Here is a 20,129-nt window from a genome sequence, read left to right on the forward strand (position 1 = left end):
GCGCCTGAACAAGCGCACGATCGACACCTTCGAGAAGGAGGGTGCGCGCTATACGGTTTAGGTCGCGGAGCTCAAGGGGCTCGGCCTGAGGGTCGAGGCCACAGGGACCAAGACATTCCTGGTCCGCTTAAAGGCCTGCCTGTCGACCCAAAGTCGCTGTTGTATGGTGGCAGTCCGGAATGGGCGCTGGAAGACGATGCCGGGGGAGACAGCGACATGGACCTGACACGGAAGACCGCCACCGAGGCGACGCGGGCGGCGCATTCGGCCATGGCGGCGGCTCTACCCGCCGATGACGGTGGTGACTTCGTGCTGGCAAAGCGTGGCTTCGTCGGCTCGATCTCTGACGCTGACGTGCCCGGCGCCTGGAGCCAACGTCCCTTCGCCTTTCTGGAGGGCGAGCGGCCCGACACCGTGAACCCCAGCCTCTGGCGGCAGGCGCGGCTCAACGCCCATCACGGCCTGTTCGAGGTGACGCCCGGCGTCTACCAGGTGCGCGGCTTCGACATCTCCAACATCACCTTCATCGAAGGCGAGACCGGCTGGATTGTCATCGATCCGCTGACCTCGGCCCAGCCGGCGGCAGCAGCGCTGAAGCTGCTGCGCGACGAGAAGGGCGACCGGCCGGTCAGCGCGGTGATCTACACCCACAGCCACGTGGACCACTACGGCGGCATCCTGGGTGTCGCCTCGCCGGAGGAGATCGCTGCAGGCCTGAGGATCATCGCCCCCGAGGGCTTTCTGCAGGCGGCCGTCGCCGAGAACGTCCTGGCCGGCAATGTGATGAGCCGCCGGGCGACGCACATGTACGGCGGCCTGCTGCCCAAGGATCCGCAGGGCCACGTGGACTCCGGGCTCGGCAAGGGCACGTCCACGGGCCGTGTCGCCCTGGTGGCACCTACCGAGTCCATCACCCACACTGGCCAGACCCTGACGGTCGACGGGGTCGAGATCCGCTTCCAGGTGACCCCGGACACTGAGGCGCCGGCCGAGATGAACTTCTTCTTCCCGAAGTTCGGCGCGCTGTGCATGGCGGAGAACTGTACCTGTCACCTGCACAATCTGTACACGCCGCGCGGGGCCCAGGTGCGGGACGCAAAGGCCTGGAGTTTCTACATCGACGAGGCGTTGGCGCTGTTCGGCGCGGATACGAGGGTGATGTTCGCGAGCCACCACTGGCCACGGTGGGACGCCGGTCCGATCCGCCGATTCCTGACCCAGCAGCGCGACCTCTACAAGTACATCCACGACCAGACGCTGCGTATGGCCAACCATGGGCTCAACGCCACCGAGATCGCCGAGGTTCTGCGGCTGCCGCCGAGCCTGGAAGCCGAGTGGCACACGCGCAGTTACTATGGAACGCTCAGCCACAACGCCAAGGCGGTCTATCAGCGCTACCTCGGCTGGTTCGACGGCAACCCGGCCAACCTGCACAAGCATCCGCCCGAGGCTGCGGGCCGGCGCTATGTCGCGGCGATGGGCGGGGCCGAGCGGCTGCTGGCGCAGGCGCGCGAGGCATTCGCGACCGGCGACTACCGCTGGGTCGCCGAACTGGTCGGCCATCTTGTGTTCGCCGATCCGGCCAACCTGGAAGCCCGGGCCCTGCAGGCCGACGCCTTCGAGCAGATGGGCTTTCAGGCGGAGTCCGGGCCCTGGCGCGACTTCTACCTGACCGGTGCCCAGGAGTTGCGATATCCCAGGCCGCCCAGCGCCACGCCCCGCCAGGCCTCGGCCGGCCAGCTGCGGACCATGCCCACCGACAATGTGCTTGATTCCCTTTCGGTGCGGCTGAACGGCGAGAAGGCCGGGGCGACGGAGATCGCATTTACGGCGATCTTCACCGACACCGGCGAGCGCTTCGCGGTCAGTGTGGAGAACGCCGTGCTGCACCATAGGCCTGGCGCAGGCGGTCCGCAGGTCGAGCTGACCCGGGATCTTCTGGTCGATCTGGTGCACGGCGCTAAGACGCCCGAGGAGGTCGCGCTGGAGGGGCCCGGCGCGGGTGCCCTGATTAGCCTGCTGGCGCTCCTGGACCGCTTCGACCTCTGGTTCGAGATCTCGGCACCCTAGATCGTTGTGCCGGTGAGGCCCCACCCGGTCCAAATCTGCTCGGAAGATTTCCGGTAATGCGCCTTGGGCGCAAACCGCTGCTTCTGACTCTTCTCAGACCTTGGGAGGGTCCGCTTTCGGGGCAGCGGCCGTACTGGGGAAATCTCGCACGACGGCCATTCCGATTTCCGGGAGGGCCGCCGTCTTGGGGCCTGAGTGCAGTTCACTCGAACCGCAATGAACGGGCAGCGAGGAGGTCCTTGTGCGATACCTGATGCTTGGGAAGAGGCTTTTCATCCAGGATCGGCAGCGGGCCAGTGCCGCTTATGCGGACCATCCTGCCGCCAGGGATCTGGATCTGAGCGCCTGACACGAGCGGCTGTCCAAGGACATAGCGGCCGCTGAAAGGCTCGGCAGGGTAGAAGCCGAGCATGGTGAAGACCAGCCATGCACTCATCTGGCCAACATCGTCATTGCCGACAAGGCCGTCGGGTCCGGTCCCATAGAAGCGGCGTACGATCTGTTCACGCAGCCTCTGGCCCTTCTCCGGCGACCCGGTCAGGGCGTAGAGCCAGGTAATGTGATGGCTGGGCTCGTTGGCATGAGCGTACTGGCCGATCAGCGCCTCCTGACCGAGATGCTTGTCAGGGTTGGGCACGGGCAGGGTGAAGAAGCGGTCCAGCCAGGCTTCAAGGGCCTCCGCGCCGCCGAGCCGGTCACGGAATGCTGCAGCGTCGTGGAGCGCGGGCGTCGCGGTATACTGCCAGGCATTGGCTTCCGTATAGTCGCCAGGGTTCTTCAGGGGCGATGTCGCCGCGACAGGATCGAAGGGCGTGCGCCAGCGTCCCGAACTGTCCTTGCCGCGCAGGGTGCGGGTCTCTTCGTCAAACAGCTGGTTCCAGCTCTGTGACCGGGCCCGGAAACGCTTCGCGATGTCCTGCCGGCCCAAGCGCTCGGCGACGGTGGCCACAGCCGCGTCACCGTAGCCGTATTCGGCCGTCATGCTGACGGACTCTCCCTTTTGCAGATCGAAGGGCAGATAGCCGTAGCGGTCCAGCACCGCCCAGCCACGCTGGGCCCACTCGGGAGCGTCTGGGCGCTCGCGGGTGCTGGTCTCCACCATCGCCGTCAAGGCCGCCTCTTCGTCGATGCGTCCCCCCTCGCCAAAGCCCTTGACGAGTGCGTCGGCGATCACCGGCAGGGCCGGGTTGCCGATCATGCAATAGGTCTCCTGACCCCAGCTGGTCCACAGGGGCAGGTAGCCCATCTGACGATGATGGGCGAGCAGAGTGTTGACGAAGCCGGGCACGCGTTCCGGTACAACGAGGGTAAACAGGGGGTGCGATGCCCTGAAGGTATCCCAGAGGCTCAGGGTTGAGTAATAGACGCCGCCTGGAGCCTGCAGCACTTCACCGCGAGGGCCGCGCACCCGGCCATCGGCATCGGCGATGTCGCTGGGATGCTGCAGGGTGCGATAGAGCGCCGAGTAAAAGAGGCGCTTCTTGCGCGCGTCGGCCTGGATGCGAATCCGGCCCAGCAGGGCGTTCCAGGCCTGATCGGCACTCTGGCGCACGGCATGGAAATCCTGGCCCGCGACAGTGTTCAGGTTGCGCTCTGCGCCGGCCTCATCGACCGTCGACAGGGCGACCCGGGCCTCGAGGGTGCGACCGGTGCCAAGGTCAAAATCCAGCAGAAGGCGAGGGGCTTTTTCGCCGGGACGAGCGGGCAGGGTCTGGCTGCGCAGCACAGGGTGGCTGAACCGCACGACGAAGGACACCTGGCGACTGACCCAGTTCCGGCGGTGCAGCGTGCCCAGCAGGCCATCGTCGCGGGAGGTGACATTGGAGGCCACCACCGGGGGCTGCTCCAGGTAGTTCAGCCCATGCTGGAGGTCCACCAGGACCTGTACGCGCCCAGGCCGGTCGAAGCGGTAGCGCTGCAGCGCCACCTTGGGCGCTGCCGTGAGTTCAACGGTCACGCCATAGTCCTGCAACCGCACGGAGTACCAGCCGGGTCGCGCGCGCTCGATCGATTTCAGGGCGCCAAAGTCGCCGTCGCCGGAGGTCCAGGCCGTACCGGCCCGGGGCAGGAGCAGGACGTCACCCAGTTCCGGGATGCCCGCACCGCTCTGGTGGGTATTGGAAAATCCGAGGATCCTGCGGTCGCCATACTGGTATCCGGCGCTGTAGCTCCAACCGCGATCGGCATTGTCGGGCGCAGGGAAGACCATGCCGAAGGGCACGGTTGCGCCCGGGGTCACGTGTCCTGTGCCCTGTGTGCCGATAAAGGGGTCGACCCAATCGGTGAAGGTTTGGGCCGACGCGGTCGAGACCGATAGGGCTCCGCACCAGATTGCGATCACCCAGCGGCGACCTTCCGCCTTCAGCCAATGCGAAACACGGCCGCCTGGCCGCAGAAACCGACGAATCTGCAGGTCGATCATCCTCGCGGTCTCCGGAAGGGGCTCATGGTGTTTGAGGGCGCTCTGCGACGGTCAGCCAGAAGGCCCAGGACAAGGCCAGGCAGGCGGCGAAGAGGCCGAAAATCCAGCGGTGCTGATCGAGGTGCTCGGAGAGTTGCAGAAGGCCGGGGACAGCCAGAGCCGGCAGGACGAGGCTCGAATTGAAGACCCCCATGCTGACGCCCATTTCTCGCGGGTCGACGGACTCCGAGAAGATCGCGAACACGATCGAAATCAGGGACGACCAGCCCACGCCGACGAGCAGCATGCCGCCATAGTAGCTGCCCTCTGACCGGGCCGCCAAGGCGATGAACAAGAAGCCCAGGGCCATTAGGCCCATCGCGCTACGATGCACCGCAACCTTGCCCCATCGCCGGCACAAGGGGTCCAGCACCGTCACGGGCAACAGGGCACCGACGATGTTCATCAACAGGAAGCCCATCGAGAGGATGTTGCCGGCCGTGTCGGCAGCGCTGGGCACCGAGCCGTTGATCCAGCGATGGAAGACATTGGCCATGATCGCCTGACTGGGACTGCCCGGCACGATGAAATCGCGCACGAAGAAGAAGGCCATCACGAACATGCCCTGCACTCCGAGCCAGGCCAGTCCATGTGCAAGCAGGATCTTGGGCAGGCGCAGGGCCGCACTGGCTTGGACGCGATCCCGCCAGACCAGGCTCACGCCCCAGGCCAGGGTGCTGGCGGCGGCCAGCAGAAACAGCGCTACCGCGAAGCCGGAAAACGCTCCCTTCAGCAGCACCTTGTCGACGGCGACGTAGAGACCGTAGATCCCGAAGCCGACCATCGGGAGCAGTGCCCGAAACGGGTGTCCGCCAGCCTTTCTCGCGGGGGTGGCCGCGCTGGGGGAGGGCAAGACTTGCGTCGGTGCCGGTTCGCGGATCAGCAGGGTGGGCAGGGCCGTACACAGAAAGGTCACAGCCACGGTCACCTGGATCAGCACGGCATTGCCCAGGAAGATGGAGACGAGATAGGCGCTGACCCCGAAGAGGCCTGAGACGGTCTGCATCCAGGCATATCCCCGGACCCGCTGCGGGCCCTCGGCCGTCAGGTCCGCCACCAGCGAGCGCGCCGGGTTGAAGGTTACATTGGTGCTCAGATCCAGCAGCAGGGTCACGACCACTGCGACCGAGAGCAGGCTGAGCGTGGTGACGGCCGCAAGCTGGTCCAGATGAAGCAGGGCGTACATCGATATCGCCCCGGCCGTGCCCCCGATCAGCAGGTAGAGCCGACGGCGTCCGCCCAGCAGCCAGGTTCGGTCGCTCAGGGCACCGACCAGGGGCTGGACAAACAGGCCCATCAGCGGACCCGCAAGCCAGATCAGCGCAATATTGTCCAGGTGCAGGCCGTAGCGGGTGCTGAGCAACCAGGTGGTCGATGCCACGGCGGCCGATAGCGAGAAGCCGATCGCTGCCGTGGGCAGGCTCAGCAGAATGAGAAAGCCGGTGCTGTGGCGAGATGGATCAACATGCATGGCTTTGCCCCGGGGTCAGGTCTTGGCGCGCGACGACAAAGCACTCGCTGGCGATGTCCCACAGGCGTGCGGCGTCGTCGTAGCGATCACTCGGTTCCCCGCCGAAGGCCCGTCGGCGGCTGTCGGCGCGCGGTTGCGCGTAGTGCAGCCAGGAAGCCCCCGCGCCCTCGCCGAGACGCTGGGGCAGGAGCTCCGGGGTGATGCTGAGAAAATCGCCTGGCCGCGCGCTCCGCAGGAATCCGGCAAAGCAGCGGGTCCACATCTCCCGGAAATGGCCCAGGCTGTCCCCGGGCTCGTCCAGCGCCGTCTGGATGCAGCCCGGATTACCCACCCGCGCATGCAGGAACCGCACGCGGTCGAGCACCGGCTGCAACCGCGCGAGGCGGGTCTGGAACTCGCCGCCATAGGTCAGCTCATGGCCCGTATACCAATGGGACAGGTCGGCATTGAACCGCAGGGCGGGCCAGCGCCTTACCCAGTCCAGGGTCCGGCGGATGTCCTGGGTCAGCGTGCCGCGATGGGTTTCCACATAGACGGGCTGGGCGTGCCGGGCCGAGGCGTCCAGCACTGCGGCCGCGAAGGCGTCCATCTCCGCGTCGGACTCGAAGCTATCGCCCAGGTGAAGGGTGGTGATGCCGCAACCCAGGTCGAGCTGGTGCTTCACCAGGGGTGCCACCTCGGCCGGTACGCGCGCGCTGCCCATGCCGGTCAGGGCCAGGCCCGCCTCACGGGCGGCGTCGCAGGCCGCATCGTCGGGCGTCCAGATCTGTACCGCCTCATAGCCGTCGGCTTTCAGCAGCGCCAACTGTTCGCGCAGCGTGGCCCGCCAGCCGCGAGAGGCGCGGGGCAGGCCGGCCAGGGTGCCGAGGTTGAGGTCGCGACGCAGCCGCGGCTCCCCGGCCAGACCATCGTGACTGTGATCGACGGGTTGGGTCATGGCCGGGAGTGGCTTGGGCGCTGGAGCGGCTGGCCCTGGATCAAGCCTGTCTGCGCCAGAAAGATCACGCGCGCCTCCAGATCACCGGATTCTTCCGCGTGGCGATCACCTCACCCTCGCGGGCACCGGGGCACCACTGGTCGCGATCGTTGCTCTGCACAGGGTTGAGGGCGGGTGCCAGGCGCTGGTCTGCGTCCATGTAGATGACCGTCATGACCGATCGCGGTCTCGGACTGACGTTGGAACCGGCCTTGTGGAAGGTCCAGCCCAGGTGAAAGCTGACATCACCAAGATCAAAGGCACCGGTGCAGAACTCGAAGCCGTGCAGGGCCATGTTGGCGCTGATCTTTTCCTCGCTCTCGTCCGAGATGCCGAGGTCTCGCCCAAAGGCCACAGACTGGCTGCGCGCATAGAAGCCCAGCGGGCCCATCTCCTCCGGCACCGCCTGCAGCGGAATCCAGGCGGTGACGGTGCGGTCGGATCCCAAGGGCCAGTAATACTGGTCGGCGTGAGCGGGCGTGATGCCGCCGCCCGGTTCCTTGTACAGGGACTGGTCATGGTAGAGGCGCACGCCTGCCACCTCGAGCAGCTCGGCGGCGATGCGGGCCAGCCTCTGGCCCATGACGAAGCGTCCCACGAGGGGGCTTTTTTCCCAGAGGTTCATCACCTGCAGGAACGCGCGGTCATAGGTGCTGCGCTCCTCCAGCGGACGTTGCTCGGTGTTGAGATCGATGGTCAGGCGGGTGATCTCGTTGCCGAAATGGGCCAGGGCATCGGCGCTGAGCACGTCCTTGAGCTTGATGAAGCCATCGCGGCGGAACTGAGCGATCTGCTGGGCGGAGAGCGGATAGTGGCTGTCGATGTCGATCATGGGGTTCAGGTCGCGCGAAGGAAAAGGGCGGCACCGCCGGGAAGACGAGACGCCTGGGTCAGGTCCGTGTGACTGGCCCATAGCAGCGGGCTTTGACTGACCGCCTCAGGGGCAAGTATGGGGGGCAGGGGAGCCTCCCCTGCGCCCAGGTTGAAGAGCGCAAGGATGGCGTCCGGTCCGTCGCCGCGCTGCAAAAGGAGCACCTCACCCTCGGCCCAAAGCACGCGGCAGGCGCCGGACTGCAGGGCAGGGTTTGCGCGACGCAGCGCCAGAAGCCGGCGGGTCTGCTGCAGCATCGACTCCGGATCGGCCTCCTGCCGGTCCACGGCGCGATCCACATGGGCGGGGTCCACCGGCAGCCAGGGCTGGGCGGTGCTGAAGCCGGCGTGTGCGGCTGCGTGCGCCCAGGGCATGGGTGTCCGGCAGCCGTCACGACTGGGAATGAGCGGCCAGTTGGCGAGGCCGAACGGATCCTGCATCTGCTCGAAGGGAACATCGCTTTGCGGCAGGCCCAGTTCCTCGCCCTGGTAGATGAAGATCGTGCCGCGCAAGGCCATCAGCAGGGCCATCCAGGTGAGCGGACCCGCGCCCGCCGCAGCCGCACTGGCCGGGCCGCCGAAAGCAAACGTCGCCGCGTCACCACCCGCCCACCGGGTGGCCACCCTGGGGGCGTCGTGGTTGGAGAAGGCCCAGGCCGGCCAGCCCTCGCCCTCGCCCTCGGCCCAGGGAGCAAGTTGGCGAGCCACCGCCGGGGCGTCAGGCCGCGCGCCGAGGAAGGCGAAGGCATAGGCCGTGTGCAGCGCAGTGCCGCCGCGCGTATAGGCCAGCATCGTCGTCAGCCCGTCCGCGCCGCCGATCTCGCCCACGGCCATGCGTCCGGGATAGACATCCATCTCGGTGCGCAGGCGCTGCAGGAAGGCCAGGGATTCGGGCTGATCCATGGTGAAGGCATGGCGCTGCATCAGCACCGGGCTGTCGCCGCGCTGGTCAGGTGGCGCGGGCGGGTTGTCGCGCATTTGAAGATCGTGGGCGTAGAGGTTGGCGGTATCGAGCCGAAAGCCGTCCACCCCCCGGTCCAGCCAGAAGCGGGCGATGGCCAGTATTTCCTGCTGGGCCGCCTCGCAATGGAAATTGATGTCCGGCATCTGGGGCAGGAAGTTGTGCAGGTAGTACTGCCGCCGCCGCGGCTCCCAGCGCCAGGCTGGCCCGTCCATCCAGCTTAGCCAGTTGTTCGGCGGGCCGCCGTCTGGCCTGGGATCGGCCCAGACGTACCAGTCGGCCTTGGGGTTGTCCCGGCTGGAACGGCTTTCCGTGAACCAAGGGTGCTCTACCGCCGTGTGGCTCCAGACCTGGTCGATGATCACCTTCAGGCCGAGGGCGTGAGCCTGGCGCACGACATGGTCGAAGTCGGCCAACGTGCCGAACCGCGGGTCGACGTCGCGGTGGTCTGACACGTCGTAGCCGAAATCCCGCATGGGGCTTGGAAAGAAGGGGCAGATCCACACGCCGTCGACCCCGAGGCTTGCGATATAGGGCAGGCGTTGGCCGAGCCCGGCTAGGTCGCCGATGCCGTCGCCATTGCTGTCCTGAAACGACCGCGGATAGACCTGATAAAGCACCGCGCCGCGCCACCAGGGCGCCTCTTGGATCCGGCTGCTTTCGTTGGTTGGAGGGCCAGGGTGCATGGCCTCAGTATGCGGTGGAGCGCAGCGGGGTTCTAACCTGTAGTCGACCCATACTGACTGTTTTATGACGCCTGTTGGCGTTAGAATGCTGTGAGCGCGGACATTTGGCAGCACGATCTGGATGCCCTTGTGTGCCGTGCCCTGCACGGCTGGCCTCTGCCCCGGGCGGAACGCCAGAGCATCTGCCGCTTTGGCTCGGAGGAGTTCCTGTCGATGAAGGTCGTGCAAGAGGCGGTTCCGTTTGCCGAAGGAAAGACGCTGCGGGTTCTGGACTTGGCGCTCCCTGCCTTTGCCGGGGCCGTGCACGCCCATCCCCTGATCGAATTGACCTGGATCTCTCAGGGGTCCGGCTTGCGTTTTGTGGGCGGTTCGGTCGAGCCCTTCGATACCGGCGACCTGGTTCTCGTTGCGCCAAACGCAGCACACGCCTGGTTGTCATGGGGGCCGCAGCCCAGTGGCGTGAAAGCCATGGTGATGCAGGTTCGGCCCACGGCGAGCCTGACGTCATTGCCGGAATGGGCTGACGGGATCGGTCGCTTGATCAACGAACCGGTTTCGGCTTGGATCCTTGGCGGAGGCGTCGCCGAAGAGGTGCGTCGGGCTATGCCGCAGCTATTGCAATCGCGCGGACTGGCGCAACTGGCGGTGGGCCTGTCCATCCTGGACCTGATTTCCGGCACCAACGACCTGGCGTTGCGACGCCCTCTAGGCCTGCAGTCTCCTCGCCACGAAGGGACCGCGGCTGCGGATGCGCGAAGAATCGACAGGCTGCTGACCTGGGTCGGCGCCCACTTCCATGAGGACCTCTGCGCTGCCACCGCCGCGCAACATCTTCACGTCACGCCAGCGGCTTTCAGCCGCGCTTTCAAGCGCCTCGTCGGGCGGTCTTTCACGGACTATGTCAACGACCTGCGCATCGCTGAAGCCTGCCTGCTTCTGCGGCGAACGGATCAGCCCATCATTGACGTCGCTTTCGCTTGCGGCCTGCCCACGCTCTCCAACTTCAATGTTCAGTTCCGTCGCCGGATCGGCGTGTCTCCACGAGAGTACCGGCGCGCGGTCGATCTCAAAGCTGACGCCAAATGATGCGTTAGGACAGAAGGCCTTCATCCGCCGGCCCCGCCTTCGGCAGATCTCGCCGGCGACCACGCGGCCAAACCTGTTCTCCCGGAATCCTGCCGGCTCCCAACCTTGGCTGCCAATGCCCCGTGGGCTTGCAAGGCCAGCCTGTCCCGTTGCCCCTGGATAGGGCGGGGCCTGGCTGATAGCTCTGCGCACCGGCCTCTTGCCACCCACCACGACCAGGGCTCAAATCAACCCAGGACTCTCGTTATGGCTGGATGAGAAATGGGGGTCACGTGATCCCCATTTCTCATCCAGCCCCGAAAGGGTGTGCTGAGCGGGCGATCAATGGTCGCCCGTGAGCCATCGTTTGTAGCGCTCTTGCGGGTTGTGAAACTTCAGCAGGCTAGGTTTGGATTTCAGACGCCAGATCCTTCGCGACAAGGCCTTAAGCTTGACTGTGTGGTCGGGCTTCCAGCCATTGCGGATCGCCCAGGAGCGGATCTTTTCCGTCGGATCGGCATGACCTTTGGCGCGAAGGATGCGTAGGAACTCGTCGGCCATCTCTTTGTCGTGAGGGTGGATCAAGCCCGTCGACAGATTAATGACTTGGGTGAGCTCTTCGAGGGCGCGAACGACCACCGGGTCGTCGATCAGGGGCACGGGCGCCTTGCGTACCTGTCCGTGAACGCTGACGTTCCAGCGTTCAGCCCAATCATCGGCCCGTCCCGGGTAGTCGGGCACGGCCACTACCCCGGCGACGTTCCGCGCGCCGTCGGCAAGTTCCAGGATCTCGCTCTCAGCGTAGTAAACGATGAGCACAGCGGGCCCACGCAGCCGTCGCAAGGTCCGTCTACTCTCGGCTTGCAGGCTGATCCCAGCCGAGACGCTGACTGGGCCCTTGGCAAGGGCTCGAACCGTGTGATCACCCAGGTGGTGCGCTAAGGGGGTGTGTTCCAGTTGGCTTTTATTGTGGGTCAGCAGGATGATGTCGCGTGCGCCGGTCGTCTCGCACATCACTTTGGCGTATTCGAGTGCGGTCTGGATCGTTCCGGCAGCATGGCTGTCGAGCGGCACCAAGACGCGGATGATTTCGGCCATGCCGTGCTTCCTTTTGTTGTCGCGAAAGATGAGGTTCGTTGAACCTCCGCGTTGAACCCGCAGCCCCGGCGGTCCCAAAAGTTCTGGCGATGCAGAGTTCTGGTAGAGCTCGCCCTACATTGCGCACGCTGTCGGTGACTTGCGGGCCGCTAGCGCGCTTGGCCTCGAAAGTCCTCGCCTATACCGAGCAGCTAGTGAGGCGAGCCTGCTATCCAGGCTGCGCAACCTCAGTCTACGGACTGGGCCACCAGGTTGTGGAAACAGCCGTTGGTGCCGTTTCCGGCCCACTGCGTCGGAGCGAGGGTGACGTTGTGGACATCCATCACAGACGGGATGGCGGGCTGGCTTGCCGCAGCAGCGCTGCTTGCGGTGGCAAGGTAGGCAAGGCCAATGAGGGCTGTGGCGATCAGCAGATGAAAGTTCATGAGAAACTCAATGGGAGGAGTGGGTCTCGATCAGCAGTGGCGCTGATCAGGCCGTTGTCGTGGTTGGCTTGAATGGCCGCCTGCAACCCGTCGGCTTGCCGCAGGAGACTTTCGGTCGCGAAGGACTTGGCGACAGCCGCAGTTTCGACTGGCTCGCTTGCTGCAGCCTTTGGGTGCGCCGCGGCTGCGGCGTCGGGCAGGGCTGATCTCAAGGTGGCGGTGTTCAGGCAGGAGTTCAGCAAGAGCAGCTTTCGAGATGGTGGTGCACGATGAGGCCGATACCTCGGCATGCCCGCGCCCCAGGTGCGCCGGGCAGGTTGACCAGTCGACGGCATCGAGGAGGGCGATTGAAGAGCGCCTAATTTCTATACGCCGCAGGCTCTGCAACAATCGGCTGCAGTGACCCGGTACATCGTTCCTGGCCTTCCTCGGCCAGTCGGGGGTTTGAGTAGGACGGGCGTCATGCTCGTATGAAGCAGCGCGCGTCTACTCTGTCCGCACGCTCTATGATCCAACGCTAAGGCTTTGATTTCGTAATGGGCGAGAGCGGCGTCAAAGCCGCCGGCGCCCTGTTCCTTAACGCTGGTCATTGGGCCCGAAACGGCCAAAACGTGTGATGACCGTCGCTGCTTTCGGACAAGAAGATAGCCAGCTAAGCAATTGCTTATGATCGCAAAATTGGACCGATCGGCGAGGGTTTTTCCTTGTAGGGCAAATAGAGCAGCCGGGTCTATTGAGCCCACTCGACGGGAGCTGCTGCCGTTGCTTTGATCGCCGAACTAAGGGCGGTCGGCGCGAACCGGCCTACCCAGAGCCGGGTTAACAGGATTAGGGGTGGCCGCTTTGCCCCAACTCAGGCTTTGGCGACGCTTCGAGATTTCTGCAAAACTCCCAAGGCTTGGCCAAGGCGGATCATCTGATCGGCGAGCCCGTCGATCTGGTCCTCGGAGTGCGCCGCTGAGACCGCGCAGCGCAGTAGGCTTTCGCCTGAGGGCGTGGCTGGCGGTAGGCCGACATTGACGTAATAGCCGCTATCGAGCAGCTCCCGCCACATGGTCAGGGTAGCCTCTTCGCTTGGCAGGCACACCGCGACGATCGGGCTGGGTGTTGAGCCCAACCGGAAGCCCGCGCCGGTCAAAGCATCGTACAGCCGGTAGACGTTTTCCCAAAGCTTGGCGCGCAAGTGCGGGCGTTCGCGCATGACCTTCAGCGCAGCGCGTGTTGACGCAACGGTGGCAGGTGGCAGCGAGGCTGTGAACATATAGGCTCGGCAGGCCACGCGTAGGATGTCGAACTGCTCGTGGCTTGATACGCAGTAACCGCCCACTGCGCCAAGGCTCTTGGAGAATGTACCGACCACGAAGTCGACTTGGTTGAGCAGGCCCTCTTGCTCGGCCAGGCCGCAGCCGCGCTCACCTAGCACGCCCATTGAGTGGGCCTCGTCCACCAGGATGTAGGCACCGTGCCGCTTGACGACTTCGACTATGGCCTTCAGCGGAGCCATGTCGCCTAACATTGAATAGATGCCCTCGACGACGACGAGCTTGTTGCCAGGTTCGCCTGTCAGGCGCCGCAGGCGCGCATCGAGGCTAGCGGCGTCGTTGTGCTTGAAGCGGATGGCGTTGGCCCGGGTTTGTTTGCAGGCGTCATAAATGGAGGCGTGACTGTCTGCGTCCAGCAGGAGGAAGTCACTGGCCCCGACAAGGGTGGAGATGATCCCCAAGTTGGCCTGGTAGCCGGTTGAGAACACCATGGCGTGGCGCATGCCATAGAAGTCGGCCAGTTCTTGCTCCAGAGCCACATGGTCCGAAAACGAACCGTTGGCGATCCGTGAGCCGCATGTACCGGTTCCCTCGCGTCTGACCGCCGCGATCGCGGCCTCGATGCAAGCCTCGTCGAAAGCGAGGCCTAGATAGTTATGGGTGCCGACCGTGGTCGTCCGCTTGCCGTTGATGATGGCTTCGCTGGCTGACAACAATTGATCCATGACCACGCCCGTGGGCATTCGGCCGGCCGATTGTGCGGCGTTGTAGCGGGCGCGCAAGGCAGCGTGGGAATCAAATAGGCCCAAGGAGATGCTTTCGAGGGGCGGTGCCAGATGGCCCCGCGAGGGTTCGCTTGTTGAAAATTGGATTACAGTCTAAAAATAAATACAACAATGAATTTAGATCCCAATCCAAATTTAATGCTGGCACTGCGCGCGCGCGGCAAGGCCCTGCGCTGCGCGGCGATCATTGCCGCAGCGTCATCTCTTTGGCGCGCGCAGGGGATCGACAAGGTATCGCTAGGTCAGATTGCCGGCGTTGCGCATGTGGCTCCACAAACTATCTACAACTTGATCGGGGGGCTCGACGCGATTGCGCTGGCTGTGATGAACGCGGCGTTGGATCGCATAGACACGGTTCTGGCCAAGACCGACGCGACAGGCATCGAACTTGCGCTCGAAGCTTCCATCTTCTCGGCACGGATGTATGTCGACGACGCGTGCCTCTACCGACAAGTCCTCGTGAGAATCCCGCGTGTGCTCTTTGAAGGTACACATTTGGGCCGTGAACCGGCCCAGATCGTCATTGACGCCATGGCTCAAGCCCAGGCTGCCGGCGTGATTTCCAAAGCCGTTGATCCCGACCGATTGGGGCGAACGATCTATTCCAACTATCTGGGGGCGATCTACGATTGGGCGAGCGGCGACGCGACCGATGACGTTTTTCTTGAAACGAGCGCAGTGGCAGTCCTAGCTCCGGTGGTTGCCTGCGCGACCGACCTGGCTCGACCCGAACTGGCAGAGAGGCTCATGGCCCATATCGGCATGCGCGTGTCCTGACGCTGTGGACGTAGTAGCGCGATGATCCTGATAACTGTCGAAAGCTTGTTTCCCAAAGGATCGGTCATCGACGGCCTTTAAGCCTCGGCTGCGGGGAGGGGGGCGAATGTCCGCGTGCACAGAAAGGCCGCCTTGCGGGTTTGCCTAGTCGAGATAGTCCAGCAGCGTCATAGTGCCAGCCTCAGCCAAGCCACCGTTTGAGCCAAACAGTGAGGCCAGCTTTTCGCGAGTATCCTGCAGGGCGACCATTTTGTTATAGAGCTCCGGGGTCCATCCCGACGCTTCGCGTTCTTCGGCGCTCATGGTGGCATATTGGGTGATAATAGCCTTACCAAAGCTGGAGGCGTCGGTCGAAGCGGCGCTTGCCCTGTAGCTAGTCATGACCGACGAATGCTCTCGGGCGCGTATCTCGCTGGTGGCTTCGGTGACCTCGTGGTCCGAGAACAACCCGTCTCGATTAAGCGAAATCGCCGCAAGAGACCGCGTGTCGAACCGGGCAAAGTTTATGTCGCCGCTGTCAGCTCCCTTCGCTGCGCCGTCGGCTGTGGCGAGGCTATATTGCCGATCGAGCACGGCCCGGACATCGATGCCAACCTTACCAAAGTCGCGGGTTTTTGCGTTGGCGACGACAGAGCCGATGTCCTTGAGATAGGCCGCTATGGGATCGCCCTCGACCCCAACTGGGGCCACACCAGGCTTTGCAATGGCCTGTTTGCGTCCCTCGACGAGGGCCGCACGATCCTTGGCCCATTGCCCCGTAGATTTCTCTTCCGCTCCGGCTGCATCGAGCCTGTCGAGGGCCGCCTGGTAGAGGCCGGCATAGTCGCCTGTTGTCCTGGCTGTAGCGGCAGGGCTGGAGAAGGCGTCGGCCTGGCGGGCTTTTAGCTCCAAGGTCGCGACAACTTGCTCATCGAGCGCAAATTTGCCACTTCGGCCGCTGGCAACAGCAAAGAGTTCGCGGCGATCAAGATCTGTCAAACTGATCGTCGGCTTGCCGTCGGCCAGCGCGCTATTGGTTCGCGCGGCCGTCAGAAGGCCGTCTATGGCTGCCCGGGCCTGGGCGACGACGACGTCGGTTGATCGAGCATCGGTCTGGGTCTTTAGCGCGGCCTGGGCTTCGGCGGACAATGTGACATTGACTGCAGCGGTTGCCTTAGTTGCTGTGCCGGAGGCGGCGCTGTCGGTAGCGGTCGGCGTGGTCTTTCCTGTGGCCAGACCGGCATTGGCATAGCCAGCTACATAGGGCGAAGATCCGATTATGGTCATGGGCAGGCCTGTCACGGTTTGAAGTCTTGGGTGGTCAGGCCTTGCTGGGTAAGGCCAGAAAGGCACCGGCGAACAAGTGGGCGCGATAGGGAGGGCGACCGGCCCGCTCCAGGCCCCGCATTGAGGCACCTGGAGCGTTAGGGGGATCATGCTGCTGGTCTCGCATGCCAAGACGGCGTTGCGGTTGTTCGACCCGACATCGCAGCAGGCGATAGTGGAAGTGGGTCCAGCCCGGGCCGCTCAGGGCGACGGGTCGGCAGGCGTCTTGACCGAATAACCCCGAGCTCGGAGTTGATCCAGAACGCCATCGGAGGCGACCAGTCCCCGCACTGAATAGACCGCCACCGCGTGACCCGGGGTTTTTAAAGCCTCGGAGAGGGCCGTCACTTCATCGGAGGCAGTCCGGCGAATGAAAGCGGAGACACCAGGCAGCAGCAGGCTACAGCGGTCGTATCCTCGGCGGGCCGCCAGCGATCCCCGGACCCATCCCTCGGCCCAGGCACGGGCCGCCTGCCGGTCGGGCTCGGGCCCGCGGTCGATGTCGTCGAGCACTTCCTCCAGGCAGGCTAGGCCCGCTGAATCACTGTGCTTACGCGCGACGGCATTCATCATCGGCATAGCCTTATAGTTGGCTGCCGCGCGTACCTTTACTCCGTTCTTTCGCGCCTGCTTTGCTATGGCCTTTTCAGGCTGGCTATCGTCCAGGCCGGTACTTTTGCTGGCCATGTCGGTCAGGAATAGAGCCGCGCCTAGAGGCTTCCAGTCGCGCCAATCATCGGGCGACTTGGGATTTGCAGTTGCCCAGGCCCGCGAAAGCCGTGCCGCCAACGGCGGTGAGGTCTCTTCCAGCGGCTTGTCGGCCAGCAGCGATTTGCGCAGCCGGAGCAGGGCAGGAATGTCGGTGAGACCCGCCCGGGCCGTGGGCGGCGTGATATAGGCGAATGCGCCCTTTAGGCGGTTATCCAGCACTGAACTATCCCAGGCCATACCCTTGGGTAGGGAGGAGGGAAGGCCCAGTACAAAGATCGTCGTGTCACTGTCGGAGACCTTCCACCAGGCCGGTCCGGGCAATCGGGCATTGACCACCAAGGCCTCGACCACTGTCGCCTCGGGATCATCAATTACCCGGGCGAGGGCCGCAGTGGGCAGGAGTGCAATCAATCCCAGCGCTAGCGATAAGTACTTCAATTTCACTGTCATATCCCTGATCGGTTCTTGAGAGCCTGAACGCGACCATTAAGGTCAAAATGCGACTTTGGGCTGGCTGGAAGGTCGCCGCTGGAGGGCTGACGGGGGCACCGCTCTTGGCACTGACTGGGCGTGTCGCGTCCGGAAAAACCTGTTCGTCCCGGTCACCGGCGGCCGGCACAAAGACATCGCCGGCAGCCTAACCAGGCCCGCCACCCTAGGCTGCGCAAAGGCTTCCAGCTTCTTTGCCGGCGAGGGTGCCGGTGTTCAGGCCGCTCTTGCGACGTGGCTTTGAGCCTACAAAGCTCAACTCTGCGGGCGCGTCTGGTCGCGTCTCGTGAGGCGATCGCGACGGTGTACCGGTGCATCGCCAAGCTTGTTCTGAGGGGCCTGAAATAGGAACGCTTAGGCAGCCTGAATGGTGAGTTTTGTCATGTTCAAGACTGCGTTTTGTGTTGCCTTGGCCTTTGTACGACTTGCGCCCGCAATGGCGGCCGTGTCTCGACGACGGCCTGCGAAGAGAGGCGGCGGTATCGTTAGGTTGAAGAGCGTGACCGGCGGTTTGCTGGCGATCCCGAACATTCTGCTTGAACGTAAATCAGCGTGACCGGCAGGTCGTGACACATCGAGCGAAAGCCTCTTCTGCGAAATCCCCAAACTGTCCGATGTTTGGCGTTGGGGCGACTAGCGCGGAACCACCTGGCGCGGCGAGATGTAGTTTGAGGACCTAGCTTTGCGGCGCGGGTGACCTTGCCTCAACTAGCCACCGTCAAGCTGCCAAGTTGTCCGAACATACGCCACAGGCAGCCATTCAAGGTCGGCGATCAGGACCATAGATGACCTGCTGGTAGGGTCACTTCAGCGGCCTCGAGCTATGGCCGTGCCGAAGGCTGGACCAGGCAGCAGTTTGCATAGTGCTGGTACGTCTAGATCTACAGGTGTCAGCCGGACAACGGGCGGCGGGGCTGCGCTGACCCCGCCTCGTCGCTATGTGGACTATTCTAGGCCTTAAGGTCGACCAGCGCGCCTTTCTGGATCTTTTCTTTGTCGGATCCCAAGACCTGCTGCTTGATCATCTCCTTTATCTGATCCTCGATCTTCTGGCGCTCCTTGGGGGTCATCGCCTTTAGATCTTCTTCGGTGACTTTCAGCTTGCTGAGTATTGCCGCGCGCATCTTTTGTGCGGGCGTTAGTTTTGCATAGTCGAGAAACTCATCCTTGGTTGACCTGGCCCCCGCCGCGCTGGGGCTTTCACTGGCTTCGGTCGTGGCGGTGGTCGGTATCGGGACGGCTGTAGCAGCCGAGGCTGTAACGCCTTTGATCCTTGCCAAGGCCGCCGCGTGATGTGTCGCCGAGGTGCTGCTGGAATTGTAGAGTTGCATGGGAGCTCCCAAGTAAAACTGAGTGCACTTCTCCTCGCAAGTTTCGTGCAAGTTGGGATGTAATTTTATTTAACAAAAACAATAAGATAAATTATGTTTTGGCGGTGATATTCAAGCCTTCGGCACAAATTGCCGCGTAGAGTCTGCCGAAGATTCAATTAAAGTGAAAATGTAACGATGCATATTTACTAAGTGGAAAAAATAAGACCGACATTTTCTAGAGGAGCAGCCCAATAATGCTGATACCAGCATTGTCTCTGCATTGGCGTCCCAAGTGCGGTCGGGGGGGGGGCTGGTAGCCCGGCCAGATCTGCGTCGAGGCTCATGGCTTCGTGCTTCGAGGCCAGTTAGGAGTGCAATCGTGATCTACTGTTTCAGAAAAATGTATTTTAGAGCGGAGCGATAGCGCCAATGAAATACAAGTCCTGGCAGTCGTTCCCGTTCCAGTGCAGCCAATAATCGGGAAATGTCGAAACTAAATTAATTGTCCTGGAGTTTGGTGCCGCAATTCAAGGCTTGAAGCACAGAAAATTGCATATTGAATATATGTGACATTTCTTGTGAAGAGTATTTGCGTGGTTAGTCGCGCTCGGGCGATGAAGCGGGCCCGTTGGGTAATCCGAATGCGAGGTTCAACTCGGCGCCTGTCATGTATGCGATTTCGTCGGACGCCAGCATCACGGCAACAGCAGCCACTTCATCTGGGTGTCCAGATCTTGTCGAGGACGTGGAGCGAACGGGCGGAGCAACAATCGGCTCTCTATCGTAGCTGTCGCCCAGCTCCAGCTCTCTCATTGGAGCCGGGATGCCGTCAGGATGGATAGAGTTGCAGCGTATCGCCAAGCCTTCGGCAATGCACTGGAGTGCGACTGATTTGGTGCAGTTGCGGACCGCCGCTTTCGAAGAAGCGAAAATGTCAGCAGGCATTCCGGCCAGAGTGGAGCGGGACGAGATGTTGATTATCGATCCTCTACCAGTTCCACGCATGGCACGGACGGCGTGTTTGCAGCCTAGGAAAACCCCGTCCAAGTTAGTCTTTCTAACCGTGCGCCATTTCTCCAAGCTTACCTCGCCTGAAGCGTCTGCAGCGCCTGCAGTCTCATAGCCGGGAATGCCAGCGTAGTTGACGAGCACGTCTAGAAGGCCGTCTTGGGCAAGAGCTTTTTGCATTACATCCAGCCAGTCTGATTCTTGGCCGACATCTAGGTGGTGGTATATCGCCGAGGAGCCAAGTTCAGTGGCTAGTGCGACGCCTGCTTCATCGTTGATGTCGGTCAAGTGTACACGTGCGCCTTCTGCAACAAAGGCTCGAGCAATAGTTTCGCCGATGACTTGGGTCGCGCCAGTGATTAGCGCGATCTTATCGTTCAGTCTGCCCATGATCTT

Annotated in this window: 15 protein-coding genes; 3 read left to right on the forward strand and 12 right to left on the reverse strand. The window is 63.2% G+C overall.

Going from position 1 to position 20,129, the window contains the following annotated elements; translation table 11 throughout:
• The first annotated feature begins 216 nt into the window (after positions 1–216).
• Positions 217–2,070 carry an alkyl/aryl-sulfatase gene (locus ACW17U_RS05595; protein WP_492055161.1) on the forward strand — a complete coding sequence of 618 codons (1,854 nt, stop codon included), beginning with the start codon at positions 217–219 and terminating at the stop codon, positions 2,068–2,070.
• Between the two features lie 202 nt (positions 2,071–2,272).
• Here ACW17U_RS05595 and ACW17U_RS05600 read toward each other — a convergent pair whose 3' ends face one another.
• From ACW17U_RS05600 to ACW17U_RS05620, 5 genes are all read right to left on the reverse strand, one after another.
• Complete coding sequence (locus ACW17U_RS05600; protein ID WP_492055162.1) at positions 2,273–4,492, reverse strand: GH92 family glycosyl hydrolase; 2,220 nt, start codon at positions 4,490–4,492, stop codon at positions 2,273–2,275.
• Between the two features lie 22 nt (positions 4,493–4,514).
• Positions 4,515–6,002, reverse strand: coding sequence for an MFS transporter (locus tag ACW17U_RS05605; RefSeq protein WP_492055163.1), 1,488 nt, complete (start codon positions 6,000–6,002; stop codon positions 4,515–4,517).
• Entirely contained in the window at positions 5,992–6,939 is a 948-nt protein-coding gene (locus tag ACW17U_RS05610) for an apurinic/apyrimidinic endonuclease family protein (protein WP_492055164.1), read from the reverse strand. Before ACW17U_RS05610 ends, ACW17U_RS05605 begins: the two co-directional genes overlap by 11 nt.
• A gap of 64 nt (positions 6,940–7,003) precedes the next feature.
• Entirely contained in the window at positions 7,004–7,810 is an 807-nt protein-coding gene (locus tag ACW17U_RS05615; RefSeq protein ID WP_492055165.1) for a phytanoyl-CoA dioxygenase family protein, read from the reverse strand.
• A gap of 5 nt (positions 7,811–7,815) precedes the next feature.
• Entirely contained in the window at positions 7,816–9,495 is a 1,680-nt protein-coding gene (locus ACW17U_RS05620) for an alpha-amylase family glycosyl hydrolase (RefSeq protein WP_492055166.1), read from the reverse strand.
• Between the two features lie 90 nt (positions 9,496–9,585).
• Between ACW17U_RS05620 and ACW17U_RS05625 the strand changes: the two genes are divergently transcribed.
• Positions 9,586–10,581: an AraC family transcriptional regulator gene (locus ACW17U_RS05625; protein ID WP_492055167.1), complete on the forward strand. Its 996-nt coding sequence runs from the start codon at positions 9,586–9,588 to the stop codon at positions 10,579–10,581.
• 321 nt (positions 10,582–10,902) lie between these two features.
• Here the strand turns inward: ACW17U_RS05625 and ACW17U_RS05630 are convergent, their stop codons facing one another.
• From ACW17U_RS05630 to spt, 3 genes are all read right to left on the reverse strand, one after another.
• A complete protein-coding gene (locus ACW17U_RS05630; RefSeq protein WP_492055168.1) occupies positions 10,903–11,658 on the reverse strand; it encodes a DUF1889 family protein in 756 nt (251 codons plus the stop codon).
• Positions 11,659–11,885: 227 nt separating this feature from the next.
• A complete protein-coding gene (locus ACW17U_RS05635) occupies positions 11,886–12,083 on the reverse strand; it encodes a hypothetical protein (protein ID WP_492055169.1) in 198 nt (65 codons plus the stop codon).
• 853 nt (positions 12,084–12,936) lie between these two features.
• Positions 12,937–14,154, reverse strand: coding sequence for a serine palmitoyltransferase (spt, locus tag ACW17U_RS05640; protein WP_492055170.1), 1,218 nt, complete (start codon positions 14,152–14,154; stop codon positions 12,937–12,939).
• An 87-nt stretch (positions 14,155–14,241) separates the two neighbouring features.
• Between spt and ACW17U_RS05645 the strand changes: the two genes are divergently transcribed.
• On the forward strand, positions 14,242–14,907 hold the full coding sequence (locus tag ACW17U_RS05645; RefSeq protein ID WP_492055171.1) for a TetR/AcrR family transcriptional regulator: 666 nt from the start codon (positions 14,242–14,244) through the stop codon (positions 14,905–14,907).
• 144 nt (positions 14,908–15,051) lie between these two features.
• Here the strand turns inward: ACW17U_RS05645 and ACW17U_RS05650 are convergent, their stop codons facing one another.
• The 4 genes from ACW17U_RS05650 to ACW17U_RS05665 all read right to left on the reverse strand — a co-directional run bounded on the left by ACW17U_RS05650 (position 15,052) and on the right by ACW17U_RS05665 (position 20,123).
• Positions 15,052–16,173, reverse strand: coding sequence for a hypothetical protein (locus ACW17U_RS05650; RefSeq protein ID WP_492055172.1), 1,122 nt, complete (start codon positions 16,171–16,173; stop codon positions 15,052–15,054).
• Positions 16,174–16,413: 240 nt separating this feature from the next.
• The gene (locus tag ACW17U_RS05655) at positions 16,414–17,373 is read right to left on the reverse strand and encodes a TraB/GumN family protein (RefSeq protein ID WP_492055173.1); all 960 of its coding nucleotides are present in this window, start codon (positions 17,371–17,373) and stop codon (positions 16,414–16,416) included.
• Between the two features lie 989 nt (positions 17,374–18,362).
• Complete coding sequence (locus ACW17U_RS05660) at positions 18,363–18,743, reverse strand: hypothetical protein (protein ID WP_492055174.1); 381 nt, start codon at positions 18,741–18,743, stop codon at positions 18,363–18,365.
• A 579-nt stretch (positions 18,744–19,322) separates the two neighbouring features.
• The gene (locus ACW17U_RS05665) at positions 19,323–20,123 is read right to left on the reverse strand and encodes an SDR family oxidoreductase (RefSeq protein ID WP_492055175.1); all 801 of its coding nucleotides are present in this window, start codon (positions 20,121–20,123) and stop codon (positions 19,323–19,325) included.
• Positions 20,124–20,129 lie beyond the last annotated feature (6 nt).

The organism is Caulobacter sp. AVps16 (genome assembly GCF_058681455.1).